At 67.4% G+C, this 24,013-nt stretch carries 23 protein-coding genes; 12 read left to right on the forward strand and 11 right to left on the reverse strand.

The features are described from left to right. Nucleotides 1-91: 91 nt before the first annotated feature. The 3 genes from AC0662_RS26130 to AC0662_RS26140 all read right to left on the reverse strand — a co-directional run bounded on the left by AC0662_RS26130 (nt 92) and on the right by AC0662_RS26140 (nt 2,953). Nucleotides 92-946 carry a hypothetical protein gene (locus AC0662_RS26130; RefSeq protein WP_478303854.1) on the reverse strand — a complete coding sequence of 285 codons (855 nt, stop codon included), beginning with the start codon at nt 944-946 and terminating at the stop codon, nt 92-94. Nucleotides 947-1,011: 65 nt separating this feature from the next. Continuing rightward, on the reverse strand, nt 1,012-1,260 hold the full coding sequence (locus AC0662_RS26135) for a hypothetical protein (protein WP_452194546.1): 249 nt from the start codon (nt 1,258-1,260) through the stop codon (nt 1,012-1,014). Between the two features lie 13 nt (nt 1,261-1,273). After that, nucleotides 1,274-2,953 carry a sodium:solute symporter family protein gene (locus AC0662_RS26140; RefSeq protein WP_478303856.1) on the reverse strand — a complete coding sequence of 560 codons (1,680 nt, stop codon included), beginning with the start codon at nt 2,951-2,953 and terminating at the stop codon, nt 1,274-1,276. A 166-nt stretch (nt 2,954-3,119) separates the two neighbouring features. Here AC0662_RS26140 and AC0662_RS26145 point away from each other — a divergent pair, with 166 nt between their 5' ends. From AC0662_RS26145 to AC0662_RS26155, 3 genes are read left to right on the forward strand one after another with little or no spacing between them, the layout of a single operon-like run. Beyond that, entirely contained in the window at nt 3,120-3,605 is a 486-nt protein-coding gene (locus tag AC0662_RS26145; RefSeq protein WP_478303858.1) for a hypothetical protein, read from the forward strand. Then, complete coding sequence (locus AC0662_RS26150; protein ID WP_478303860.1) at nt 3,602-4,741, forward strand: sensor histidine kinase; 1,140 nt, start codon at nt 3,602-3,604, stop codon at nt 4,739-4,741. The genes AC0662_RS26145 and AC0662_RS26150 overlap by 4 nt, the downstream gene beginning before the upstream one ends. Further along, a complete protein-coding gene (locus tag AC0662_RS26155; RefSeq protein ID WP_478303862.1) occupies nt 4,734-5,375 on the forward strand; it encodes a response regulator in 642 nt (213 codons plus the stop codon). The genes AC0662_RS26150 and AC0662_RS26155 overlap by 8 nt, the downstream gene beginning before the upstream one ends. On the opposite strand, the gene AC0662_RS26160 is transcribed toward AC0662_RS26155, so the two are convergent. Next, nucleotides 5,364-6,365, reverse strand: a complete 1,002-nt coding sequence (locus AC0662_RS26160) for an endonuclease/exonuclease/phosphatase family protein (RefSeq protein ID WP_478303864.1) — start codon at nt 6,363-6,365, stop codon at nt 5,364-5,366. The two genes, AC0662_RS26155 and AC0662_RS26160, sit on opposite strands and share 12 nt — an antisense overlap. Before the next feature lie 179 nt (nt 6,366-6,544). Here AC0662_RS26160 and AC0662_RS26165 point away from each other — a divergent pair, with 179 nt between their 5' ends. Beyond that, a complete protein-coding gene (locus AC0662_RS26165; protein ID WP_452194557.1) occupies nt 6,545-7,159 on the forward strand; it encodes a hypothetical protein in 615 nt (204 codons plus the stop codon). Nucleotides 7,160-7,180: 21 nt separating this feature from the next. Continuing rightward, nucleotides 7,181-7,621 carry a carboxymuconolactone decarboxylase family protein gene (locus AC0662_RS26170; protein ID WP_452194559.1) on the forward strand — a complete coding sequence of 147 codons (441 nt, stop codon included), beginning with the start codon at nt 7,181-7,183 and terminating at the stop codon, nt 7,619-7,621. A 339-nt stretch (nt 7,622-7,960) separates the two neighbouring features. Here AC0662_RS26170 and AC0662_RS26175 read toward each other — a convergent pair whose 3' ends face one another. The 5 genes from AC0662_RS26175 to AC0662_RS26195 form a co-directional block, all read right to left on the reverse strand. After that, complete coding sequence (locus AC0662_RS26175; RefSeq protein ID WP_478303866.1) at nt 7,961-8,974, reverse strand: ABC transporter substrate-binding protein; 1,014 nt, start codon at nt 8,972-8,974, stop codon at nt 7,961-7,963. 26 nt (nt 8,975-9,000) lie between these two features. Beyond that, complete coding sequence (locus AC0662_RS26180) at nt 9,001-11,283, reverse strand: glycoside hydrolase family 95 protein (protein WP_478303869.1); 2,283 nt, start codon at nt 11,281-11,283, stop codon at nt 9,001-9,003. 242 nt (nt 11,284-11,525) lie between these two features. Continuing rightward, nucleotides 11,526-13,187: a type 2 periplasmic-binding domain-containing protein gene (locus AC0662_RS26185; RefSeq protein ID WP_452194563.1), complete on the reverse strand. Its 1,662-nt coding sequence runs from the start codon at nt 13,185-13,187 to the stop codon at nt 11,526-11,528. Between the two features lie 30 nt (nt 13,188-13,217). Further along, on the reverse strand, nt 13,218-14,168 hold the full coding sequence (locus AC0662_RS26190; protein WP_452194564.1) for a carbohydrate ABC transporter permease: 951 nt from the start codon (nt 14,166-14,168) through the stop codon (nt 13,218-13,220). Next, the gene (locus tag AC0662_RS26195) at nt 14,165-15,166 is read right to left on the reverse strand and encodes an ABC transporter permease (RefSeq protein WP_478303872.1); all 1,002 of its coding nucleotides are present in this window, start codon (nt 15,164-15,166) and stop codon (nt 14,165-14,167) included. The genes AC0662_RS26190 and AC0662_RS26195 overlap by 4 nt, the downstream gene beginning before the upstream one ends. Before the next feature lie 460 nt (nt 15,167-15,626). Here AC0662_RS26195 and AC0662_RS26200 point away from each other — a divergent pair, with 460 nt between their 5' ends. Both AC0662_RS26200 and AC0662_RS26205 read left to right on the forward strand, forming a co-directional pair. Beyond that, on the forward strand, nt 15,627-16,412 hold the full coding sequence (locus tag AC0662_RS26200) for a GNAT family N-acetyltransferase (protein ID WP_478303874.1): 786 nt from the start codon (nt 15,627-15,629) through the stop codon (nt 16,410-16,412). Between the two features lie 259 nt (nt 16,413-16,671). Then, complete coding sequence (locus AC0662_RS26205; protein ID WP_478303876.1) at nt 16,672-17,949, forward strand: MFS transporter; 1,278 nt, start codon at nt 16,672-16,674, stop codon at nt 17,947-17,949. Between the two features lie 54 nt (nt 17,950-18,003). On the opposite strand, the gene AC0662_RS26210 is transcribed toward AC0662_RS26205, so the two are convergent. Together AC0662_RS26210 and AC0662_RS26215 are read right to left on the reverse strand one after the other, a co-directional pair. Next, nucleotides 18,004-18,993, reverse strand: a complete 990-nt coding sequence (locus tag AC0662_RS26210; protein ID WP_478303878.1) for a TerC/Alx family metal homeostasis membrane protein — start codon at nt 18,991-18,993, stop codon at nt 18,004-18,006. Nucleotides 18,994-19,286: 293 nt separating this feature from the next. Next, the gene (locus tag AC0662_RS26215) at nt 19,287-19,856 is read right to left on the reverse strand and encodes a DinB family protein (RefSeq protein ID WP_478303880.1); all 570 of its coding nucleotides are present in this window, start codon (nt 19,854-19,856) and stop codon (nt 19,287-19,289) included. Between the two features lie 65 nt (nt 19,857-19,921). On the opposite strand from AC0662_RS26215, the gene AC0662_RS26220 reads away from it, so the two are divergent. From AC0662_RS26220 to AC0662_RS26240, 5 genes are all read left to right on the forward strand, one after another. Continuing rightward, nucleotides 19,922-20,470, forward strand: a complete 549-nt coding sequence (locus AC0662_RS26220; protein WP_452194574.1) for a TetR/AcrR family transcriptional regulator — start codon at nt 19,922-19,924, stop codon at nt 20,468-20,470. 53 nt (nt 20,471-20,523) lie between these two features. Beyond that, nucleotides 20,524-22,017: an MFS transporter gene (locus tag AC0662_RS26225; protein WP_452194576.1), complete on the forward strand. Its 1,494-nt coding sequence runs from the start codon at nt 20,524-20,526 to the stop codon at nt 22,015-22,017. Between the two features lie 307 nt (nt 22,018-22,324). Beyond that, nucleotides 22,325-22,561 (forward strand): RlpA-like double-psi beta-barrel domain-containing protein, encoded by a 237-nt coding sequence (locus AC0662_RS26230; RefSeq protein ID WP_452194578.1) that lies wholly within the window; start codon nt 22,325-22,327, stop codon nt 22,559-22,561. A gap of 13 nt (nt 22,562-22,574) precedes the next feature. Continuing rightward, complete coding sequence (locus AC0662_RS26235; protein ID WP_478303883.1) at nt 22,575-23,177, forward strand: cell wall protein; 603 nt, start codon at nt 22,575-22,577, stop codon at nt 23,175-23,177. Nucleotide 23,178: 1 nt separating this feature from the next. Further along, nucleotides 23,179-24,000, forward strand: a complete 822-nt coding sequence (locus tag AC0662_RS26240; protein ID WP_478303885.1) for a MauE/DoxX family redox-associated membrane protein — start codon at nt 23,179-23,181, stop codon at nt 23,998-24,000. Nucleotides 24,001-24,013: the final 13 nt, after the last annotated feature.

The following is a 24,013-nucleotide window of genomic DNA, read 5'->3' on the forward strand; positions in this document are numbered from 1 at the left end:
GTTCCTCCTGATCGGGTACTTCGAGCCTACGAACGCCGGCGTCCGGACGGGAGGATCCGACCGGACGCCGATGTTCGTCAAACGGACATGCCTACAGCACAGCTGTCCAGTCACGCACCTTCCGACGGCCCTGGTAGTAGCCGATGAAGTCGTCCCAGCCCTCGACCGTTCGCGAGACCTTGTCGTAGATCGCCGAGTCGCCGTACGCACCGAACGTGGCGAACTCGATCAACGCGCCGCCGACGAAGGTGAGCAGCTCGGCCACCGACTCCTTCAACGGCTCCGGCAGTCGCACGTCGAGCAGCGCGACCAGGTCGGCGTCGGTCCTCTCGATGAGCTCGAACGCGCGTGCCTTCTCGGCGTACGACAGCCGGGCGAACGGCGACAGGTGCGGCCCGTTCACCGCGAGCGGGTTCACCTGGGTCGCCATCAGGTTCAGAAGGCCGGCGATCGGGAACGACAGCGGCAGCGCCTCGTCACTGCGCAGGTACGCCGCGAGCGCCTCGTCGAGCGTGTGCAGGCGGACCGGGGGCACGTCGAGACCGGGCAGCTCGATCCTCGAGTCGGCGAGGCCGGTCACCAGGGCGGCCCCGATCGGCTGGGCGATCTCGTCCGGGAACGGCACGAAGTTGTCGAGCGAGTCGATGATGAAGTCGGTCGCACCGGCCTCGATCGCACCGGGCGTCGAACTCGGCGTGCCCTGGGTCCGCGAGTACGCGTCCGGACCGGGCATCGCGAACACCGTCAGCCCGTTCAACGTGTCCCGCGCGAGGTCCGCGAGGAGCGGCCGGATCAGGTCGACGGCCGGCGGCAGGACCGGGTTGGCCGCCGCGTCGGCGGGGGCGAGCAGACTGCGCGCAAGGAGCCCGCCGCCCCCGGCCGCCGCTCCCAGGATGCCGACCCGAGCCAGGAAGGCCCGTCTGGAGAGGGTTCCCGGCCTGACCATGCGACGTCCTTTGTTGTGGGACCAGTAGGTCTATTGGTCCCACAACGAGGCGTCGGTGGCTGGGGTTACTGCTCCGCCTGCTCGTCCTCGGTGGGTACGGCGATCGGACGCAGGCGGGTCCACGTGACGAACAGGGCGGCGAAGACCAGCATTCCGATGCCGCCCCAGAGGTTGATGTTGATCCCGGCGGCCTTGTCGATCTCGGCCTGCTTCTCGACGATGCCGAGGATCGTCAGCACCAGCCCGTAGATCCCGACCAGGGCCGCGATCACGATCCGGATGTCGAACGCTCCGGCCTTCTTGTTGTCTGCCATGGAGAGCTCCTAGTCAGGCGAAGATGATGTTGAGGACGACGGTCAGCGCCAGCGAGATCCCGGCCAGCAGGACCGGCTTGCGGTACCAGCCGCCGTCGCCGGCGACGGCCACCTCGGTGCGCTGCTCCTTGGGCGTCAGCGACCACACCAGCCCGATCAGCTCGGTATCCCGCTTCGGGATCGTCACCAGACTGACCAGCACGCTCACCACGATGTCGACCACGAACGCGGCCCCGGCGCCGACGAAGCTCGCGCCCTGACCGGGCAGGTTGACGACGCCGTTCTCGGACAGGATGAAGACCGTGATCGCGGTCGCCGTACCGCTGACCAGGCCGATCCAGCCGGCCGTCGCGGTCATCCGCTTCCAGAACATACCGAGGATGAACGTGGCGAACAGCGGTGCGTTGAAGAACGAGAACAGCTGCTGCAGGTAGTCCATCAGGTTGCTGTAACCGGAGGCGATCGCCGCGGTGCCGATCGCGATCAGCGTGCCGGCCACGGTCACCCAGCGCCCGGTCCGCAGGTAGAAGTCGTCCGGCCGGTCCTTGACGACGTAGCGCTCGATGATGTCGTACGACATGACCGTGTTGAACGAGCTCAGGTTGGCCGCCATACCGGCCATGAACGACGCCAGCAAACCGGTGATCGCCAGCCCGAGCATGCCGTTCGGCAGCAGGTCACGCATCAGGAGCAACAGCGCGTCGTTGTAGTCGACCTCGCCGCTCCCGTTGGCCTTGAACTGCGCCAGCTCCGGTACGACGACCGCGGCGATGATGCCCGGGATGATCACGATGAACGGGATGAACATCTTCGGGAACGACCCGATGATCGGCGTCCGCCGGGCCGCGGACATGTTCTTCGACGCCATCGCGCGCTGGACCTCGACGAAGTTCGTCGTCCAGTAGCCGAACGAGAGCACGAAACCGAGACCGAAGACCAGGCCGATCACGGACAGGAAGCTGTTGTTGAAGCCGCTCAGCGCATTGCCGGGCCAGGCCGACATCTGCTCGCCGCCGCCCGGCGACGCGGTCACCTTGTCGACCAGGCCCTGCCAGCCGCCGACCTTGTGCAGGCCGACCAGGGTCAGCGGTAGCAGCGCGGCGACGATCACGAAGAACTGCAGCACCTCGTTGTAGATGGCCGCCGACAGGCCGCCGAGCGTGATGTAGCTGAGCACGATGGCCGCGGCGACGATCACCGACACCCAGATCGGCCACCCGAGCAGCACATTCACGATGGTGGCCAGCAGGAACAGGTTCACGCCGGCGATCAGCACCTGGGCGAGGGCGAAGCTGACCGCGTTCACCAGGTGCGCGGGCTTCCCGAACCGGCGCAGCATGAACTCCGGCACGCTGCGGACCTTGGAGCCGTAGTAGAACGGCATCATCACGACGCCGAGGAACAGCATCGCCGGGATCGCGCCGATCCAGAAGTAGTGCACGGTCGGCATGCCGTACTGCGCCCCGTTCGCCGACATGCCCATGATCTCGATCGCGCCCAGGTTGGCCGAGATGAACGCCAGCCCGGTGACCCAGGCCGGCAGCGACCGGCCGGACAGGAAGAAGTCCAGGCTGCTCGAGACCGCGCGTCTGGCCAGGTACCCGATGCCGAGGACGAAGACGAAGTACAGGGCGATGATGACGTAGTCGATCGCCGTGGCATCCAGTCTGAGGATGGATTCTTGCGGAAGCATGCGCCCTCCGGATCGCCTGATCATTATGACAGATCGTGTTGTTACCGGTCAGGAAGGTTACTCCCTCTTTCAACCATCTGAGCGGCGACCCGGCGAACCGTCTCCACCTGGATCTCCACCCGTGGTCGGTCCTCACCGAGGGTGCGCCGGACCTACCGTCCGTGACATGAGCTTCGGAACCGTGCCCAACGCAGTCGTCGTGATCGCCGTCGTGGTCGTCGTCCTCGCCCGGCGGCTGTCCTGGTCCGAGCTGGAGAACTCCGACACCGACGTCTGGCGCGGTCCGGTCGTGCTGATCGGAGTCGGGGTCTACCAGCTGTACGACCGGCACACCGGCCTCGGCGTGGTCGACGTCGTCCTGCTGGTGATCGGCGCCGCGATCGCCCTGGTCGCCGGGGTCGCCTCCGGCCGGGTCGCTCAAGTGGAGCGGCGCGCCGGGAAGGTGTTCTTCCGGCTCGGGATGCCCGGACTCGGCATCATGGTGGCCTACCTGGTCATCCGGCTCGGACTGGCCGGCGTCGGCCACCTGCTCGGGGCGTCGGTCTCCGGCGGCGGCGCACTGCTGGTCTCGTTGGGTGCGAACCTGTTGACGCAGTCACTGATCATCCAGAGCAAGGCGCACCGCGACGCAGAGGAGTACAGCACCCAGTGAGCCCGCTGACGAAGCTGGTGTCAGTCCTCCCCTCCCGGCCGCACGGAGAGAGCGGTTGGGTCGGCCGGGTGCTGACCGGCGGAGTGGCGGTCGCGGTGCTGGCGACAGCGCGTCCCGCTGACGTCTGGGTGTGGGTCGTACTGTGCACCGGGTTCGTGGTCTTCGCTATCGGGTCGGTGCTGATGGCAGAACGCCCGTACCTCTCGCTGGTGCTGCTGACGACTGTCGCGACCGGTAGCGCGTTGATCGCTGGGTACCCGCAGTCGAACGCGCTGGTGCTGGTGCTGGTCGCGATCACCGACATCGCTGTCCTGGAGTTCCGCAGGCACGGCAATCGGCCGATCATCGCGGCCGGTGTGTGCGTGGCAGCCGCTTATGCGGTGTCGGCCTGGCTGTTCGACCAATCCGACACCTGGTACTTCACCCAGCTGTTGTGGACCGCAGTACTGGTCGCATTCGGGTTGAACCGGCGGCAGTACGAGGTACAGGCGCGGCAGACAGAGCAGTTGCTGGAGCAGACCAGACTGGCGCAGAGCGAGCACACCCGCGCCGCCGCGCTGGAGGAGCGTGGGCGGATCGCACGGGATCTCCACGACGTACTGGCGCACTCGCTGGGCGCACTGAGCGTTCAGCTCGAAGTAGCCGAGGCGCTACTGGAGGAGCGTGGTGACACGGCCGGTGCGCTCGAGCGGGTACGTCGTTCGCGCAGACTCGCCGTACAGGGCCTGGCGGAGTCGCGGAACGCCGTCGCCGCGCTACGGGCAGATGTGGCTCCGGCCCTGCCCGAGGCGATCGCTGCACTCGCGGAGCAGCACGAGAAGGACCACAGCACGGCTGTTCGGCTCACTGTCACCGGTCCGGTTGTGAAGCTTGAGTCCGGTGTCACGGTCGCTGTGCTCGGTGCAGTGCGCGAGGCGCTGACCAATGCGGCCAAGCACGCGCCCGGTCAGGCAGTGGAGATGCAGTTGACGTACGAGAACGGCGTACGGGCGTCGGTCCGGAACAAGGGTGCGACTGACGGGGAAGGGTTCGGGCTGGCCGGGATGCGGGAGCGGCTGGCCCTCGTCGACGGCACACTGACGGCCGGGCCGGACGGGGACGACTGGCTGGTGGTTGCGGAGGTTCGTGATGAGTGAAGCGATCCGGGTGATCGTGGCGGATGACCAGCAGGTGGTGCGCGAAGGGTTGGTCGCGCTGCTCGAGCTGATCGACGGCGTCCAGGTCGCCGGCGCGGCCGCGAACGGTGTCGAGGCCGTCGACCTGGTTGCCCGGGGCAACGTGGACGTCGTGTTGATGGACCTGCGGATGCCGGTCCTCGACGGAATCCAGGCGACCGCGAAGATCACCGCCGACTTCCCCGACGTCGCGGTGCTGGTGCTGACGACGTACGCCGACGACGCGTCGATCGCGAACGCGCTCCGCGCCGGGGCGCGCGGTTACCTCACCAAGGACGCCGGCCGCGCCGAGATCGGCGCCGCGCTGCGGTCCACCGCGGCCGGGCAGTCCACGTTCGATCCCGAGGTGTCCAAACGGCTGGTGGCCGGCCTGACGACACCCGAACAGGAGACCGCCGGCCTGACCGCCCGGGAGACCGAGGTACTGCGCTTGATCGCGCGCGGACTGAGCAACCAGGAGATCGCCGAGCAGCTGTTCATCGGCGAGGCGACCGTGAAGACGCACATCAACAACACGTTCGCGAAGATCGGCGCCCGGCACCGCGCGGAAGCGGTCCGGTACGCCTACCGCAAGGGGATCGCGTCAGATTCGTAGCTCGGCGACGACCGGGCGGTGGTCGCTGCCGGTCGGGCTCAGCACCCACGCCTTCGTCGGGGTGACGCCGCGCACCAGGATGTGGTCGATCCGCGCCATCGGGAACTTCGACGGCCAGGTGAACCCGAACCCGGTACCGGCCGCGCCCTGCGCCGACCGGAGACCGGCGGTCAACGGGGCGAGACTGCGGTCGTTCGCCGTACCGTTGAAGTCGCCCATCACGATCACGCCGGCCAGCTTCTCGTTCGCGATCTGCCGGCCGAGCGCCTTGATCGTGTCGTTGCGCTGATCCGACGTGAACCCGCTGGTGCCGACCCGGACCGAGGCGAGATGCGCGACGTACACGGCCACCTTGCCTTCCGGCGTACTGACCTCGGCACGCAGCGCCCGCGTCCACTTGAACCCGACGTCGACCGACTTGGTCTCCACCACCGGGTACTTCGACCACAGGGCGACCGTGTCGCGGGACACCTCGTACGGGTACTTCTTCGCGAATGCGGCCTTGTAGACCTTCAGATCCGCTGACGTGAGTTCCTCGAGCGCCATCACGTCCGCATTCGCGGCGAGCAGGTCCTGCGCGGTGGTCTTCGGGGCCGGGTTGGCCGCGTCGACGTTGTGGGTCAGCACCCGCAGGTCGTACGCGCCACCGCCGCCCTTGCCCGGGACCAGCAGGTCGCCGAACATCAGGCTCCACACTAGCAGCGGGACCAGCAGCGCGACGCCGGCGATCGCGGATCGACGTACCAGCGCGGCCACTCCGAGCACCGGCACCGCGAGACCGACCCAGGGCAGGAACGTGTCGAGCAGGCTGCCGAGGTTGCCGACCGAGTTCGGAACGTAACGGTGGAACATCAGCGGCAGCGCCGACAGGATCGCCAGCACCGCGATCACCCGCCCACGCCGCCACGCCCCACCCTTCCTACGGCGCCGCGAACCCGTCCGCGACGGCGCGGCTTTACGGGTGGCGACAGCGGTCTGGCGGTCCGGCATGCAGCGATTGTTGCGGACACCCGGCCCGGACCAAAGCCCGTGCCCGGTCAAGTACCGCGATTTCATCCGTACGAACGACCGGCCGGACCGGAATGATGAGGCCGCGGTGATGCGGACGGCGTGATGAGGATGGCGTGAGAGGGCTGGTGCCTGCGGGTGACACCAACCACAATGCGGGTATGGCGTCCGCGCAGATCACCGAACCGTTCGTCGTCAAGAGCCGCGGCCTTGGCACGACGCGGACCGCGCTCGCGCTCGGCACGGTGATCTTCGCGTTGATGGTGGCGCTCACGCTCGGCATCGTGATCGTTCAGACACTGCGCGGCGCGTCGATCCGGGAACCACTCGAAGCGGTCTGGCTGGCGTGGGGCGGTACCCCGCTGATCTTCGCGGTCGGTCTCCCGATCCTGCTCCTGGTCGGGGCGATCACGGCGCTCGAGGAGCGGCGTGAGGACGACAACGACGACGTACTGCTGACCGTCGACGACGACGGGATCTACCTCGGCGGCGAGCAACCACGCACGATCCCCTGGGGCGAGATCCGCGGCGTCTGCCGACTGGAACGCCAGGGCGTGAACGGCGAGGGCGAGGAGACGTGGGAGCCGCGTCTCGTCGTGATGCTGCTCGACGAGGAGGCGCTCCCCCGCAGTACCAAGGCCTGGGGCCCGTCCTGCCCGTGGCCCGGCACGCATGAGGTCCTCGGCCGCACCCTCCCGTACGACGAGCTCGTCACCGCCGTCACGCAGCACGCACCCCACGTCCCCGTCACCAATCGCGGACGGGTCACGGACTGATCGGGGGTTAGCGTCGGGTGCATGACGGCTCCCGACATCAACAGCCCTGAAGAACAGGCCCGGTACCAGCGCGGGCACGAGGTCCTCTCCAGCATCGACGGCGGCGGCGCGCCGGCCGTCATGGACAGCCTCGCCGACATCGCCCCGGCCCTCGCCCACCACATCGTCGCCTTCGGCTTCGGCGACCTCTACTCACGCCCGGCCCTCGAACCCCAGCAACGCCAACTCATCACCCTCGGCATCCTGGCCGGCCTCGGCGGCTGCGAACGCGAGCTAGAGGTCCACATCCAAACGTCCCTGAACGTCGGCCTGACCCCCGAACAAATCGTCGAAACCTTCATCCACACCGCCGGCTACGCAGGCTTCCCCCGAGCCATCAACGCGATCGCCGTAGCCAAACAAATCTTCACCACCAAAGGCCTACTCCCCCTAACCCCTGACCCCACCGCCGCCGAGTCGTGAGCCAAGGCTGCAATCCACCAACCAAACCCCACGACTCGAAGCCCGCCCCACCAACCACCCACCACGACTCGACAACCAACGACCCCGCTCCCACGGCTGATCCCCGAGACGAGTCCCGCGACCAATGTCCCCGCCGACCGCAGCCTCCTCGAGCGCGTCGCACAAAGGCGGACCGCCAGCACTCACAATGGTTCTTGGTTCCCGCCTGCGCGGTCCTTTCTGAGCGTGGGTGACGACTTGTCGGTCGCCTTGGTGAGTGGCGGGGTCCGCGGTCGAGCCGGCGCCAAGCCAGCAGGCGGCGTACTGCGGGAGTTGGCGCGCGTGACGCTGCGTGCGGTGTTAGCTCTGCGCGGCGAGGAGTTTTTCGAGGTCGTCGAGGACTGCCATGGCGCCGATGGGGCCGAGGCCGAGGAACCAGACTTCGTCGTCCACGCGGGCGGACTTGCCGGACTTGACCGCGGGGAGGGTCTTCCACAGGTTGCCGTTGACAACCTTGTTCTCGTCCGTGGTGTCGGGCTTGCCGTAGCTGGAGTAGAAGATCCAGTCGCCGACGGCCTGGCCGATGTTCTCCTGGGAGACCTCGACGGCGAGGTCCTGGACGTCCTGGACCTTCGGCCGCGGCAGCCCGATGTCCTTCAAGATGACCCCGATGAAGGAGAGGTTGCCGTACAGCCGGATCTCGCCCGGACGGAACCGGACCAGCGAGATCGTCGGCGATCCCTGGACCTTCGACTTCACCTCGTCGGCGCGCTTCTGGTAGTCGTTCAGCAGCCCGGTGGCCTTGTCTTCCTCACCGACCGAGTCGGCGACCAGCAGGAAGTTCTCCTTCCACGGGAACCCGGGCCGGATGCTGAACACCGTCGGCGCGATCGCGCTGAGCTTGTCGTAGAGGTCGTTGGCGCGCAGCTTGCTGCCGAGGATCAGGTCCGGCTTGAGGGCGGCGATCGCCTCGAGGTTCAGCTCGCTGATCCCACCGACGGTCTTGATCCCCTGCGCCTTGTCCGCGAGGTACGACGGTACGCCGCTCTGTCCCGCGGTCGTCGCCATCCCGACCGGCGTGATCCCGAGCGCGAGCACGTCGTCCAGCTCGCCGCTGTCGAGTACGACCACCCGCGAGGGCTTCTTCTCCAGCTTGGTCTCGCCGAGCGCGTGCTTCACCGTCCGCGGGAACGCACCGGACGCGGCGTCCGAGCCGAGTTTCGCGGTCTCGGCGTCGGCGGTGGAGAACAGCCGCCCGCCGGTCGCGACCTCCTTGTCCCCCACCCCGGTGTCCGCGTTCTTGGCGTCTCCGCCACCACACCCGGCCAGCACCAGTACGGCGGCCGACACGACGATCCCGATCAGCTTCTTCACGGAGGTTGACCCTACAACAACTTTGGTTAGGCAGTCCTAACCAGGTCCACCTGCTGATCGGCCGCCAACTCGACGGTGTGCTCTCCTGAGGGCAGCGCGATCCGGTACGTCCCCGCGACCGACGCCCGTACGACGGCCTCGGTGAGTGCACCGTCACGCCAGGAGACGTCGAACACCAGCCCGCCACGGGCCCGCAAGCCGCGGAACGCCCCGTCCGGCCACTCCGAAGGCAGCGCGGGCAGCACCCGGATCACGTCGGTGTGGCTCTGCAACAGCAGTTCCGGGATGCACCCGGTGATCCCGAAGTTCGCGTCGATTTGGAAGATGTCACCGTCGCGCGACATCAGGTTGTCCGATACCAACCGGCTCAGATAGTCCTGGATCACCGCGACCGCGCGAGCAGGCTCGAAGAGCCGCGCCCACAGCGCCACCAACCACGCGGCCGTCCAACCACCGTTCACAGCACCATCGGTCCGCGTCTCCAACGAGGTACGGGCGGCCGCGGCCCACTCCGGCGTACGCAACGGATCGATCTCCGCACCGGGATACAGGCCGTACAGATGCGACTGGTGACGATGATGGATCTCGGACGGCTCCCAGTCCGTCGGCCACTCATGCAGCCGCCCGTCCGGAGTTACCCGCACCCGCGGCAGCCGCTCCCGCGCCGCCGCCGCACGTTCTGCCAGCGACGACGAGAGCCCCAGCACGCGTTCCGCCTCGGCCAAGTTCGCGAGGAGCTCACGGATCAGCCAGATGTCGTACGTCGACGTGAGATCGACGGATGCCTTCTCGCCGGAGGGCAACACGAAATGATGCTCCGGCGCGGTCGACGGAATGAACTGCAGCACGCCATCGTCGTCCTCCACCAGCATCGCCAGCACGAACTCACCCGCGCCCGCGATCACCGGATAGGCCCGCTCCCGCAGAAAGTCCGCATCCAGCGTGAATCGGTAATGCTCCATCAGGTGCGCCGTCAGCCACACCCCACACGTCGCACACATCGCCCAGACCGGATCGTCCCCACCCTCACCGACGGGCCACGTCGCGCGCCAAATGTCGGAGTTGTGGTGCGAGACCCAGCCCGGCGCGTCGTACAGGATCCGCGCCGTCTCGGCGCCCGACTCGGCCAGACCCTCGAGCAGATCGGTCAGCGGTTCGAAGCACTCGCTCAGCCCGGTGAGGTCGGCGAGCCAGTAGTTCATCTGGGTGTTGATGTTGTTGGTCCAGTCGCTGGCCCACATCGGCCGGCGGTCCTGGTTCCAGATGCCCTGCAGATTGGCCGCCTGCGTCCCCGGGCGGGAGGACGCGATCAACAGGTAGCGACCGAGGTTGAACGCCAGCGCGACGAGATCCGGATCGTTGCCACCGGCAGCGACCGCCTTGATCCGCTCGCCGGTCGGCAGATGCACGGGTACGCCGAGTTCCAGCGCGGCCCGCCCGTACAGCGCGGCGTGGTCCTCGACGTGCCGCTCCCGAAGCCTGTCCACGGCGACCGCATCCAGGATCGCGACCGCCTCGCCGAGCGCCACCAACGGTTCCCGGCCGGGCGGCACGGACCACCCGGCGAAGGTGCTCGCCGCCGCCAGCGTCACGGTGACCCGCGAAGCCCCGCGGACCGCGACACCGGCGGCGGACGTCGTGACCGACCCGCCGTCGGAGAACGCTCGGAGCGCGACACCGAAGCCGATGCCACGCCCCTGCTCGTAGCGGATCGGGTCCGGGCTGTCCCGGTACTCGATCGTCAGGTCGGACGGCGCGTGCCCGACGACACCATAGGTGCCATCGGCAACTTCCACACGCACCGGATGCTGACTCTCCAGCCCGAGATCGAGGTCGATCGCCCCGGGCCGGTCGGAGGTGATCGTCCAGACCAGCACCTGGTCCGGCGCGGACACGAAGGTCTCGCGCCGGAACAGGGTGCCGTCCACTGTGTATTCCACACCGGCGATACCGGTCGTGAGATCCAGCCCGCGACGGTAATCAGTCGCCGTACCCACCGACCGGATCACCAGATCGGCCAGCGGCTGGTACGACTCGACCAGCGGCCCCTGCAACGCCCGGGTCCGCTCGGTCGCCGCGAGCTGATCCCGGTCCGCCAGCAGCAACCGCCGTACGTCGGCCAGCACCGCCGGACCGTCCGTGACGGTCAGCTGCCGTGGACCGTCTCCCGACCAGACGTCGTCGAGGTTGAGCGCGATCCGCTCGTCGGCGACCCGGCCGTACACCTTGGCGCCGAGGTGCCCGTTGCCCAGCGGCAACGCCTCGAACCAGTCCGGTGCGGGAGTGCGGAACCACAGGTCGTCGGTCATGGGGCCTCCCGGCCTGGACCGAGGAGCGGAGGGAGCCCGGTCGCGGGGTCCCCGGTCTGGACTGAGGAGCGCAGGGAGCGCAGCGACCGGAGCGACGAGGGAAGACCGGGAACCAGACCCCGCGACCTGCCGCGCGCCAGCGCGGCATCCAACGCAGCGACCGGAGCGACGAGGGAAGGCCGGGAGTTACAGCCCCATGACCCGCCGCGCCGGAGGCGTGGCATCGGTACAGACATGGAGAGTTACTTGCTCCCGCTCTTGTACTTGTCGTAGGCCTGCTGGTTGATCTCCAGGTACCGCGGCATCCCGGTGCTCTCCAGACCCTTCACGTACGCGTCCCAGTCGGTGTCGATGTTCTTCGACCCGGTGATGAACGCCAGCTGGTTCTGGTTCACGTAGTTGCTCAGGTTGGTCTGCAGCGTCGCGAGCTCACCGCTCAGGCTCGGGTCCGGCCAGACCGACGTACCCGGGAACCACTGCGCCTTGTCCTCGTGACCCTCGTACTGCTTGGTGGCCTCGAACAGCCGCCGCTCCAGTCCGGCGCCGGTGTAGATGTCCTTCGGCACGACCTGCGCGTTCCGGTAGGCCAGCGTGTTGTTGTACTGACCGAGAGCACCCCAGCTGATGTTCTTCGGCGCGTCCTGCTTCGGCTTGTACATCGCTTTGGTGTTCGCGTCGAGGGCGATGTCACCGGCGGCGGGCTTGGTCCAGCCAACGTTCTCCGGACCCATGTTCGAGATCATCTGGCCCTCGTCGCTGAAGATCCAGTCCAGCATCTTGATCGCCGCGACCTGAGCCTCCTTGCTGGCCTTGTTCGTCAGCATGAACGTGTACCCGGTGGAGGTCGGGTGGTTGTAGCCGGTGTAGCTCTTACCTTCCGGACCGGTCAGCGGCGGTACGGCGTCGTACTGCTTGTCGCGCCCGTCCTTCGAGTCCAGCTGCACGAAGATGCCCGGCCACAGCACCGGCACCGAGCCCAGTACAACGGCCTTCGGGTTGTTGCCCTGGGCCTGCAGCGCCTGCGCGTTCTGGGTGAACGCGGCCTGGTCGATCAGCCCGTCCTTGTACAGCCCGTGGATGTACTTCAGGCCTTCCTTCCACTGGTCCGAGGTGACCGGCGTGACGACCTTGTCGCTGTTCAGCGTGATCAGCGACCGGACGCCGTTGTTCGCACCGACCGGGTCGTAGGCGAACGCGTTCATCAGGTACGCGATCAGGCTGCTGTCCTGGACGTCGGTGGTCATCGGGATCTCGTCGGCCTTGCCGTTCCCGTTCGGGTCCTTGGTCTTGAACGCCTCGAGGACCTTACGCAGGTCGTCGGTGGTCTTCGGCACCTGCAGACCGAGCTTCTTCAACCAGGTGCTGTTGATCCACAGCTTGTCCGGGTAGGTGCAGTGGAAGCAGTCCGCCCACTGCGGCAGCGCGTAGATGTGACCGTCGGGCGCGGTCGACATCTCCTTGTACTCCTTGTTGGAGTCCAGCGCCTTCTGGATGTTCGGCGCGTTCTCCTTGATCAGGTCCTCGAGCGGCACCGCGACGCCCTGCTGACCGAGCTTCAGCACCTCCGCCTGGGTGAACGCGTCGACCCACGGGATCAGGAAGAACAGGTCCGGGTAGTCGCCACTGGCCAGCGAGATCTGCCGCTTCTCCTTGGCCGGACCGGCGTCGTACGTCGTGGTCTGCCAGCGGAACTGGATCTTGAACTTGTCGCTGATGATCTTGGTCACCTGGTTGGTGTCCATGTTGGTGCTCTGGTCGGACGGTGTGAAGGTGTCGATGACGACCTTCCCGTCGGCCGACGTCTCGTTCGCCGCACCCTTGGACCCTTTGTCCGAGCTGCAGGCGGCCAGGGCCAGGGCGCCGGCGGCTGCCAGCGCGACGACCTTGCTCACGGATGAGCGCATTGCGGTGTTCCTCTCTGAAATGGGCTGCGTTCAGCCCTTGACCGCGCCGACCATCACGCCCTTGGTGAAGTGGCGGGCGACGAACGGGTAGATGACCAGTACGGGCAGGCTCGAGATCACGATCAGCGCGTACTTGAGGACGTTGGCCAGCTGTTGCTGTTCGAGCTGCTGCGCCAGGCTCGTCGTGGTGGTGGACCCGGTAAGGGTGTTCAGGATCAGTACGTTCCGCAGCACGATCTGCAGCGGGTACAGACCCGGGTCCTTGAGGTAGATGAGGGCGTCGAAGTAGCTGTTCCACTGGAAGATCGCGTACATCAGCGCGATCACGGCGATCACCGGCTTGGACAGCGGCAGCACGATCGACCACAGGAACCGCAGGTCGCCGGCGCCGTCGATGGTCGCGGCCTCGTAGAGCTCGTCCGGGATCGTCGAGCGGAAGAACGTCCGCGCGATGATCACCTGCCAGACCCCGATCGCGCTCGGGATCACCATCGCCCAGCGGGTGTTCAGCATCCCGAGGTCCTGGACCACCAGATACGTCGGGATCAGACCGCCGGAGAACAGCATCGTGAAGATCAGCACGCTCATGATCACGTTCCGGCCGAAGAACGTCCGGCGCGACAGCGGGTACGCGATCGCGATCGTCAGCGTGACGCTGATCAGGGTCCCGCCGATCGCGTAGATGAACGAGTTCAGGTAGCCCTTCATGATCAACGGATCGCTGAAGGCCTCTTTGTACGCGCGGATACTCGGCTCGATCGGCCAGAGCAGCACGCGGCCGGCGCTCACCGCCGACGGGCTGCTGAACGAGTTCGCGACGATGTAGATCAGCGGTACGGCGACCACGATCAGCGCCAGCCAGAGCATGATCTTCACGCCGACGAGGAAGATCTTGTCCGCGCGCGTCTCCTCGATCGTCGTGCGCTGCGATTCGTGCTTGCGCGCCGCCGTACGCCGGAATCCTTGCAGTGTCACGCTCATGACCAGAGTCCGTTTCCGGTGATGCGCTTGGCGGCGAAGTTCACGCCGAGCAGCAGGAAGAGGTTGATCACCGAGTTGAAGAGCCCGATGGCGGTCGCCATGCTGAAGTCGGCGTTCAGCAGACCGGTCTTGTAGACGTAGGTCGCGATGATCTCCGACTGTGCGGTGTTCAGCGGGTTCTGCAGCAGGAACGCCTTCTCGAAGCCGATCGACATGATGTTGCCGACGCCGAGCACCAGGATGATCACCGCGGTCGGCATGATCCCGGGCAGGTCGACGTGCCGGATCCGCTGCAGCCGGCTGGCGCCGTCGATCCGCGCCGACTCGTGCAGCGCCGGGTCGATCCCGGCGAGCGCGGCCAGGTAGATCACCGCGGAGTACCCGGTGGTCTGCCAGACGTCGGACCAGACGTAGATGTGCCGGAAGTAGTCCGGCCGGCCGAGGAAGTCGATCTGCGGTACGCCGAACAGGCCGATCGCGTCGTTCACGAACCCGAGCCGCGGCGACAGCACCAGGATCGTCATCGACACCACCACGACGGTGGAGATGAAGTACGGCGCGTACGTCACCAGCTGCACGAGCTTCTTGAACCGCCCGTTGCGGATCTCGTTCAGCGCGATCGCCAGGATGATCGGGATCGGGAAGCTCGCCAGGACGGTGTAGACCGACAACAGGAAGGTGTTCTTCACCAGGGTCCAGAACACCGGGTTGGCGAAGAACAGCTCGAAGTTGCGGAAGCCGACCCAGTCACTGCCCCACGGGCCCTTGACCGGGCTGTAGTTCTTGAACGCGATCACCGCGTTCGCGATCGGGATGTACTTGAAGATCACGAAGTACGCGAGCGGTACGACGACCAGCAGGTACAGCTGCCAGTGCCGTCGCAGACTGCGCCGGGCCTGGGTCCGGCGACTCGTTCGCGGTGGTCTCCGGACGGCCTCGTCCGCCGCCCGCGGCGCCGGTGCCGACGGCGCCGGTTTCACCTCGAAGGTTGCGCTCACTCCGCATCCTTCCCCTCACGCGCTGGAGTGGAACCGATATCCGATAGGATCTCGGGTTTCGCTATCCCGGAGAATGACACAGATCCCAGGACAGCGGAAGACTTACCGCGCCGGTCGATACCGGACGGTGACCGAGACGCCCAGATCCCTTGCAGACAAGGGCTTTCCGGCGTTGCCCCCAGCAACTACCGGATCCCCGAACGCCGAATGATCCGGTGGCTGACCACCGGATCCGGGCATACCTCGACCTAGCCCGGAGTCGCTCTGAGCCACCGACACCGGACCGATCCACAATTTATTTCTGCCGTTAACTATATGGCAGTCAACCCGCCCACAACGCCTTATGTCAAGACCTGATCTCGGCCGGCTGCGCCCGGGCGTCGTCCTCGTGCGGTCGTCCCGGGACGAACCGCGTGACCGCCCACGAACGCGCCATCGTGTCAGCTTGGGATAGTGAGGCATGGGGCTTGTGGTGCGGGATGGGCGGGTGGTTGTTGGTGGGGTTGAGGTTGGGTGGACCGGGATGCGGTGGTGGGACGAGGCGGACGGCACTCGGCTGTATCTACTGACGGGCGGTGTCGCGCCGGAGTACCAGGGGCGCGGACATGGGCGGCGGATCCTGGCGTGGCAGGAGGAGCAGGCTCGCGAGCATGCGTCCGGATACCCGGGTACGCCGATGTTCGGGACCAACCCCGTCTCGGACCGGGACGTGGCGCTCGTGCTGGCGGCCGGTTATCGGGTGGCGTTCACTCGAGTGCGTATGACGATGGCGTTGGGCGACTCACCGGTGCCCGGATTACCCGCGGGGGTCGAGTTGCGGCCGGCGTCGGCGGCGGATCATCGGGCGGTGTTCGCGGCGAACGCGGAGGTGTTCGGCGGTAGTTCGCTCGGGTATGTGCAGGACTCGTTCGAGGAGTTCGAGCGGGATGTGGCCGACGACTTTCCGGACCACGGTCTGTGGTCGCTCGCCTGGGACCGGGACCGGCTGGCCGGTTGGGTGGTCAGCGGCCGGGACGACACTCCGTGGGTCGGCGTGCGGGCGGACTGGCGGCGCCGTGGGCTGGCGTCGGCGCTGCTGCGCGTCAACCACGCCGCGTTGTGGAGGTCCGGCGTACGGCGGGCATCGTTGTGGACTGTGCTGGAGAACCCGACCGGGAGCGTGGCGCTGTACGAGAATGTCGGGTACCGGATCGTCGAGCGGCAGTCGCGGTACCGGAAGTCTGTCCGGGGTCAGGAAGGAACCTGACCCGACCATCACGGGGGAACGGCCGGGCCAGGCACTCTCGATACTACCCCTGATCAGCAAGGACAGGTGTGTAATTCGGAGGCAGACGCGCCGGGTACTCGCCTACTCTGAGCGCCATGCGAACTCGCTCCTGAACGCGGACCCCGCGGCACCGGCACTGTCCGGCCCCGGCGCGTGCGCCACGTCAAGCGTTTGACCGCGCTCATACACCCCGGTCGCGCTTCGTCCTGCCCGCACACGCTTTCGGGAGCACCCCACAATGCCTGCCCTTCGGTCCGCCGACCCTGTCCGGACGTACTACGTCTACAACGCCGCCTGGTCGTTCCTCTTCGCCCTGTCCTTCACCCTCAGCGCGGTGTACTACGTCCGCGACGCCGGGCTGAACCCACTCCAGATGGTCCTGGTCGGGACCACCCTGGAGCTCGCCTGTTTCCTGTTCGAGATCCCGACCGGGATCGTCGCCGACCTGTACAGCCGCCGGCTCTCGATCGTGATCGGTTTCGTACTGATCGGTGCCGGATTCCTGCTCCAGGGGCTGGTGCCGGCGTTCGTGGCGATCCTCGCCGCCCAGGTGCTGTGGGGAATCGGCTACACGTTCATCTCCGGCGCCGACCAGGCCTGGATCACCGACGAGATCGGCACCGAGCGGGCCGGCCGGGTGTTCGTCCGGGCGCAGCAGTTCGAGCTCGGCGGGACGATCGCCGGTACGGTCACGGCCGGCGCTCTCGGGCTGATCAGCCTCCCGCTACCGATGGTGCTGTCGGGCGCCGGCATGATCCTGCTCGCGCTGCTGCTCGCAGTGTTCATGCGCGAGCAGAACTTCCACCGCACGCCACGCGAGGAGCGCGAGACGTTCCGGCACCTCGCGGACACGTTCAAGAGCGGCCTCGACGCGGCCCGCCGGCGTCCCGTCGTACGCACGCTGGTGATCATCAGCCTGATCGCCGGCCTGTCGAGTGAGGCGTTCGACCGGTTGTGGTCGGTGAAGATCCTGACCTTCACCTTCCCGACCGTGTTCGGTACGTCGGACCCGGCGTTCTGGTTCGCCGTCCTCGCGCTGGCCGGCACCGTCCTCTCGCTGGCCACGTCGGTCGCGCTCAACCGGTTCTCCCCCGAGCGCCTGCAGGCGACCCATCCGACCGGAATCCTCGCGACGCTCGCGCTTCTGCAGGTGATCGGTGTGATCACGTTCGCCCTGGTCGGCAACCTCTGGCTCGCACTGGCCGCGATGTGGATACGGACGATCGGCGACACGCTCGCGCACCCGATCCAGTCCGCATGGCTGAACCGGCACGTCGACTCCCGCTCGCGGGCGACGGTGATCTCGATGGTGTCCCAGGCGAACGCGATCGGTCAGGTCGCCGGCGGCCCACCGCTGGGCGCCCTCGGCCGTACGTCGCTCCGCGGCGCCCTGCTCGCGTCCGGCCTGATCCTGACCCCGATCCCCGCACTGTTCCTGCGCCTCACGTCCGCGCGAGCGGCGAAGGCGGACCGCCAACACTCACCAACCGCGTCCAGTGTCGACTCGACCGACTAGCCGCAGCGTCAGCCGCGGCGGTTCGGCAGGGTTGGTGAGTGGCTCAGGTCCGGGTCAGTCCTCGACGTTGATCCGGACCTCGGCGCGGCGGTTGTCGTACGACGACTTGATCAGGCTGGCGACCGTGGTGACGAACAGCGTGCCGACGATGAAGCCGAGCGAGGTCAGGATCCCGATGTGCGGCAAATGGATCGCGCCGATGTCGTCGATGTGCGAGCCGTGCAGCGCCTCGATGATCAGCTTCACACCGATGAAGGCGAGGATCACCGACAGGCCGACGTTCAGGTAGACGATCCGCTCCAGCAGGCCGCCGATCAGGAAGTACAGCTGCCGCAGCCCCATCAGCGCGAACGCGTTCGCGGTCAGCACGATGTAGGCGTCCTGGGTGAGCCCGAAGATCGCCGGGATCGAGTCGAGCGCGAAGATCACGTTCGCCATCCCGATCGCGGAGATGACGATCACCAGCGGCGTCAGCAGTCGTTTGCCGTTGTCGCCGCGCGTCGTCAGGTTGGCGCCGTCGTAGTCGTGCGAGATCGGCAGCACCTTGCGGAGCCCGCGCAGTACGGCGTTCTCCTGGAAGTCGGCGTCGTCGTTCTCGCCCTCGACCGCCAGCCGGATCGCGGTGTACACCAGGAACGCACCGAAGATGTAGAACACCCAGCTCGCCGCGGAGATCGCCGCCGCGCCGGCCAGGATGAAGATCGCCCGGAGCAGCATCGAGACCACGATGCCGATGTACAGCACCTTGTCCTGCGCGAGGCTCGGGACCGCGAACCGCGCCATGATGATCACGAAGACGAAGAGGTTGTCGACGCTCAGGCTGTACTCCGTGATGTAGCCGGCGACGAACTCGCTGCCCGACTGTCCCGGGCTGAAGAGGAACAGCCCGAGCGCGAAGAGCCCGGCCAGACCGACGTAGAACAGCACCCAGCGGGTCGCGTCCTTGATCGTCACGGTGTGGTTCCGGCGCGCGATGACGACCAGGTCGAACGCGACGATCGCGAGCAACCCGACGATCGTCAGCACCCAGACAACGGGTGGCATGACTGAAACCATGACGAACCTCCGGACGTCGGCGTACCGCTAGCGTGGTCCGGAGGTCTCTCCCACCCGCTCGGCCGACTCGACCGGAACGGGCCGGCAGCACCGGTTCGGCCGCCCAGGCCTCCCGTGATGACGACACTGCCGTGTCGGACCCGCACCGCGAGGGCGGGGTCCGAGAGGAATACTCCCCTCCTCAAACACGCCAAGTGTATCCGGTGCCGATCGATACCACCGTTCGGCAGGTCACATCCTGGAGCGTCGATCAGATCGTATACCGCATACAGCCTGCACGGCTAGCCCACGGCGCGGCCCCGATGGTTGTGGAGATAAAGGTCGCGGAGCAGGCAGAGCTCCGCGCCATGATGGACGATCTCGACGTTGCAGTAGAGGATCTTCTTCGCCATCGGCGCGTCGGCGAACGCGGGTGGATACCCCTGCGGTTCGCCGAGCCCCGCCGTACCGAGCCGGCGGACGCCGTCGACGAAGGCCGCGTACTCCACGTCGAACTGCCGCAGCGCCTCCCCCGCGGTCCCGGCGTACGGGTAGGTGTCGATGATCGACTCCTCGCCCCCGAAGTACCGCCCATTCGTGGCGGCCAGCCCGCCGATCAGATGCGCGATCCGCCACGCGATCGTCGTGACCGGCTCGGGGTCGTGCGGCGGCTCGGCGTAGTCCATCGTGAAGTCGCCCGATCCGAACGAGATCGGCGCCGAACTCTCGCCGCGCCGGCTGACCGTCCAGCAACCGGGCAACGGCTGCCAGAAGTACTCGTCGTCAGTCAGCCCGTCCAGCCGCGGGCGGAGGCGCTCCCGCCAGTGTGTGTCGAGCTGGTCGGCCACCTCTGCACCCCAGTCCACATCCATGCGCAGACCGTAGTCGCATCGGAGATAATGAGACACTGATGTCTCACATGAGCTACACTTGCCTCATGGCTGTTGATCGAGATCAGGTACTGCGCTCCGCCGCGAGCCTGCTGATGCGCAAGGCGACCGCAACGATGGACGAGGTCGCGCGGGCCGCCGGCATCAGCCGCGCCACGCTGAACAGGCAGTTCGCCGGGCGGGACGCGCTGGTGCGCGCGCTCGAGGAGCTCGGGATCACCGAGTGTGAGACCGCGATCGACAACGCCGCCGTCGACGACGGGCCGGCCACCGACGCGTTCCGCCGCCTGGTGCGCGAGATCGAGCCGGCCGCCGGACTGCTCGCGTTCCTGTACTCCGAGAACCAGCTCTTCGAGGGCGACGAGCAGAACGAGGGCTGGGCCCGGATCGACGCCCGCCTGGTCGGACTGTTCCGCCGCGGCCAGGAAACCGGCGAGTTCCGGATCGACCTCAGCCCCGTCTGGCTGACCGAAGCGCTGTACGGCCTGCTGGTCTCCGGCGCCTGGGCGGTCGTCGAAGGCCGGGTCGCCCGCAACGACTTCACACCGAATATCGCCGAGCTGCTGCTCGGCGGCGCTGTCCGGAGAAACGAATGACGCAACAGATCTCACCCAAGACTTCACCCAAGGACTTACAGGGGGCCGGCACCATGTCGCGGTCGGGGCGCTGGATGGCGCTCTCGGTCCTCGTTCTCGCCGTGCTCCTGGTCGCCGTGGACGCGACCGTGCTCGGCCTGGCAACGCCCTTCCTGACCGAGGATCTGCAGCCGTCGGGCACCCAATTGCTGTGGATCGGCGACGCGTACTCGTTCGTGCTCGCCGGACTGCTCGTGTCGATGGGCAGCCTCGGCGACCGGATCGGCCGTAAGCGCATCCTGCTGATCGGCGCGACGGCGTTCGGCGCACTCTCCGTGCTGAACGCGTACGCCGGTTCGGCGGAGCTGATGATCGTCGCTCGGGCGCTGCTCGGTGTCGCGGGCGCGACGCTGATGCCGGCCACGCTCGCCCTGATCCGCAACCTGTTCGTCGACGCCCGCGAGCGCAGCCTCGCGATCGGTATCTGGGGCGCGGCCGCCTCGGCGGGGATGGCGGTCGGACCGATCGTCGGCGGGGTCCTGCTGGAGCACTTCTGGTGGGGCTCGGTGTTCCTCATCAATCTGCCGGTGATGGCGATCCTGGTGGTCGTCGGCGCCAAACTGCTGCCGGAATCACGCAATCCGAACCCGGGTCCGTGGGACCTGATCAGCGTCGTCCTGTCGATGGCCGGAATGATCGGCGTGGTCTATGCGATCAAGGAATTCGCGGCCCACGGATTTGCCTGGGTATCGCTCGGTTCGGCGCTCGTCGGCGCGCTCGCGTTGTACGGATTTGTCCGGCGGCAGCGCCGACTGCCGATTCCCTTGCTGGATCTCCGGTTGTTCCGGAGTCGCGGATTCAGTAGCGCCGTGCTGGCCGATCTGTTGACCATTCTCGGACTGTCGGGTCTTATTTTCTTCCTGTCGCAGTACCTGCAACTCGTGCGGGATCTCCGGCCGATCGAGGCCGGGCTCGCTGAGCTGCCGGCCGCGATCGGATCGGTGGTCGCCGGGCTGCTCGCGGGTCGGGCCGCACGACGTTTCTCGGTGCGCGCGGTCGTGGCCGGTGGCCTGGCGGCGATCGGGCTGGCGCTCGCCTCGCTGACGACGATCAGTCACTCGACCGGCTATCCCCTGCTGGGTACGGCGTTGCTCGTGGTCGGTGCCGGTGCCGGGTTCTCGTTCACCGTCACGTCCGACGTGATACTCGCCGCCGTACCGAAGGAGGAGGCCGGCGCTGCGGGAGCGGTGTCCGAGACGGCGTACGAGCTCGGTACGGCGCTCGGTATCGCGCTGCTCGGGTCGATTGTCACCGGCATCTATCGCAACTTCCCGAGTCCGGCGGGGACGCCTACGACCGCGCACGAGTCGCTGGGCGGAGCGGTCGAAGCGGCCGCCCACCTTCCGCCGGACGCCGCGGCCGCTCTGCTCGACGCTGCCCGGCAGTCCTTCGCGAACGGCGTGGCGACTGCCGCCGGCGTCGGCGCCGTCGTCCTGCTGGCCACCGCGGTCGCCGCCTGGTTCCTGCTCCGCGGTCAATCCCTGGGCACCGAACAAGCGACCGACTGAACGATCTCCCGTGAATCGCAGGCAAAAAGTTCCCGTTTCTTTGCTAGGTGCTGGGAGATAGCGCCGAATCGGAGTACAAAGAACTTCTGTAGGTCTTTGTCCGCCCCTAGGCCTAGGAGGATTTGTCATGGCCGGATTCAACGGCGCAGCATCGTGGTTCTGTTGCGGAAACGCGTGGGGACCTTGTGGGAGCGCGGGCCACGGCGCCTGCGGAACCTGTAACTCGGGAAGTCTCCAGCACGCCTGGCCGAACACGTCCGACGCGTGTTACGCCATCACCCGACCGGATTCCTGCGGGTTCACCGGGATGTCCCGGCGAACCTGCGGTTACCGGCACGCCATCACCAATTTGTGCACCGGAAAACGCGTCACCTCGTCGATCGCGGACTGCGGTCCACAGACCGACCTGTTCTGCGGGCAACGTGCCTGCTGCGGCGGTACGTGCGCGACCAACCGGCTCGTCGACCTCACTCCGGCCGCGTTCACCGCGATCGGTGGGAGTCTCAGCGCCGGCCTGATCCCCGCCAACATCAACGTCGGATGAGGAGGGAGCTGAGATGACCACCACCATGGATCGCCGTTCCCTGCTCACCCGCGCCGCCCTCGGTGCGACCGGCCTGGTCGCCGCCAGTGCGATGGGCTCGCTCGCGCCGGAGGCCGCGTTCGCCACCACGACACAGTCCTTCGACGCGGGCCAGCCGGACCCGAACTTCGCCGAAGGTCTCGTCACCGGCCGGAACCGGGATCTCCTGCAGGTGCAGGGATCCGACGGCCGGCTGCACCGGATCCAGCTGACCGACGCGACCAGCGTCTGGAAGCTCCGCCCGACCACGATCAACCAGGCCAAGGTCGGCGACGGCCTGTACGCCCGCGGCGTGCTGCTACCGGACGGGATTCTGGCCGCGGAAGCGGTCTGGGTCAACATCGTCAACCTGACCGTCGCGATCACCTCGCTCGGCAAGGACAGCATGCATCTCGACCACCACGGCCAGAAGGTCGTCGGGCACGTCCAGCCGGGCACCACCGCAGCCGCGTACAACGGCACCCCGGCGGTCTCGGACCTGTCGATGCTCACGGTCGGCCGGCACGCGCAGGTGATCGGCGCCTGGCGACCGGGCACCAACGAGATCGACGTCGCGACCATCTACACGTCGAACTGACATGGGTATCGCACACATAGCGGCCGCCCAGCCGCTCCTGATCGGATTACTCCTGCTCTGGTCGTCGTTTGGCAAGTTCGCCGATCCGAAGCAGGCCGAGCGTACGGCGTTGCCGCGACTCGTCGGCGAGGCTCGCGCGATCACGGCGTACCGGACCGTTGCCGGGGTCGAGGCGTTGGTTGCCTTGGCTCTGCTACTGCCACCGGTGTGGACCGTCGAGGCGATCGCCGCGGTGGTCCTGGCGGCGGGCTTCACCGGCTTCCTGATCTACTCGAAGGTCGTCGTCCCCGAGGCCTCGTGCGGCTGCCTGAAGGCGTCGGCGAAACCCGTCGGCGGGCGCGCGATCGGGCGCGCTGTGTTGCTGCTAGCAACAGCGGTCCTGGCGGCGACGGCCTCGTCCGGTTGGTGGTCGGCCGGCTCGGCCCTCGCGGTCCTGGTCGTCGAGGCGGCCGCGTTCGCGATGCTGTCCGCCGAGCTCGACCAGTACTGGCTGCTCCCGCTCCGCCGCTTGCGGGTCCGACTCAGCCACCCGTACGCCGGTACGGAGTCCAGCACCGCACCACTCGCCGCGACCCAGCAGCGGGTGCTGCTGAGCCCGGCGTACCGCGCGGTCGACGGACTCCTGCATTCCGACATCCACGACTACTGGGACGACGAGGAGTGGCGCTTCGTGAGCTACGTCGCCACGTACGACGGCCGCCGGGCGACCGCCGTCTTCGCCGTCCCGCACCACGACTCCACGCCGGAGTCCATCCGGGTCGCCGTCGTCGACGAGGCCTCGGGAGACACCCTCTACCGGCCGACGATGCTCGCGACGGCGTAGCTGCAGGCCATCA

The sequence above is a fragment of the Kribbella sp. NPDC043289 genome, from assembly GCF_056436705.1.

Bases quoted from the DNA above. Each gene is read 5' to 3' on its own strand.
- AC0662_RS26130 (WP_478303854.1), bottom strand. From the start codon at position 946: ATGGTCAGGCCGGGAACCCTCTCCAGACGGGCCTTCCTGGCTCGGGTC.
- AC0662_RS26135 (WP_452194546.1), bottom strand. From the start codon at position 1,260: ATGGCAGACAACAAGAAGGCCGGAGCGTTCGACATCCGGATCGTGATC.
- AC0662_RS26140 (WP_478303856.1), bottom strand. From the start codon at position 2,953: ATGCTTCCGCAAGAATCCATCCTCAGACTGGATGCCACGGCGATCGAC.
- AC0662_RS26145 (WP_478303858.1), top strand. From the start codon at position 3,120: ATGAGCTTCGGAACCGTGCCCAACGCAGTCGTCGTGATCGCCGTCGTG.
- AC0662_RS26155 (WP_478303862.1), top strand. From the start codon at position 4,734: ATGAGTGAAGCGATCCGGGTGATCGTGGCGGATGACCAGCAGGTGGTG.
- AC0662_RS26160 (WP_478303864.1), bottom strand. From the start codon at position 6,365: ATGCCGGACCGCCAGACCGCTGTCGCCACCCGTAAAGCCGCGCCGTCG.
- AC0662_RS26165 (WP_452194557.1), top strand. From the start codon at position 6,545: ATGGCGTCCGCGCAGATCACCGAACCGTTCGTCGTCAAGAGCCGCGGC.
- AC0662_RS26170 (WP_452194559.1), top strand. From the start codon at position 7,181: ATGACGGCTCCCGACATCAACAGCCCTGAAGAACAGGCCCGGTACCAG.
- AC0662_RS26180 (WP_478303869.1), bottom strand. From the start codon at position 11,283: ATGACCGACGACCTGTGGTTCCGCACTCCCGCACCGGACTGGTTCGAG.
- AC0662_RS26185 (WP_452194563.1), bottom strand. From the start codon at position 13,187: ATGCGCTCATCCGTGAGCAAGGTCGTCGCGCTGGCAGCCGCCGGCGCC.
- AC0662_RS26190 (WP_452194564.1), bottom strand. From the start codon at position 14,168: ATGAGCGTGACACTGCAAGGATTCCGGCGTACGGCGGCGCGCAAGCAC.
- AC0662_RS26200 (WP_478303874.1), top strand. From the start codon at position 15,627: ATGGGGCTTGTGGTGCGGGATGGGCGGGTGGTTGTTGGTGGGGTTGAG.
- AC0662_RS26205 (WP_478303876.1), top strand. From the start codon at position 16,672: ATGCCTGCCCTTCGGTCCGCCGACCCTGTCCGGACGTACTACGTCTAC.
- AC0662_RS26210 (WP_478303878.1), bottom strand. From the start codon at position 18,993: ATGCCACCCGTTGTCTGGGTGCTGACGATCGTCGGGTTGCTCGCGATC.
- AC0662_RS26215 (WP_478303880.1), bottom strand. From the start codon at position 19,856: ATGGATGTGGACTGGGGTGCAGAGGTGGCCGACCAGCTCGACACACAC.
- AC0662_RS26220 (WP_452194574.1), top strand. From the start codon at position 19,922: ATGGCTGTTGATCGAGATCAGGTACTGCGCTCCGCCGCGAGCCTGCTG.
- AC0662_RS26225 (WP_452194576.1), top strand. From the start codon at position 20,524: ATGTCGCGGTCGGGGCGCTGGATGGCGCTCTCGGTCCTCGTTCTCGCC.
- AC0662_RS26230 (WP_452194578.1), top strand. From the start codon at position 22,325: ATGTCCCGGCGAACCTGCGGTTACCGGCACGCCATCACCAATTTGTGC.
- AC0662_RS26235 (WP_478303883.1), top strand. From the start codon at position 22,575: ATGACCACCACCATGGATCGCCGTTCCCTGCTCACCCGCGCCGCCCTC.
- AC0662_RS26240 (WP_478303885.1), top strand. From the start codon at position 23,179: ATGGGTATCGCACACATAGCGGCCGCCCAGCCGCTCCTGATCGGATTA.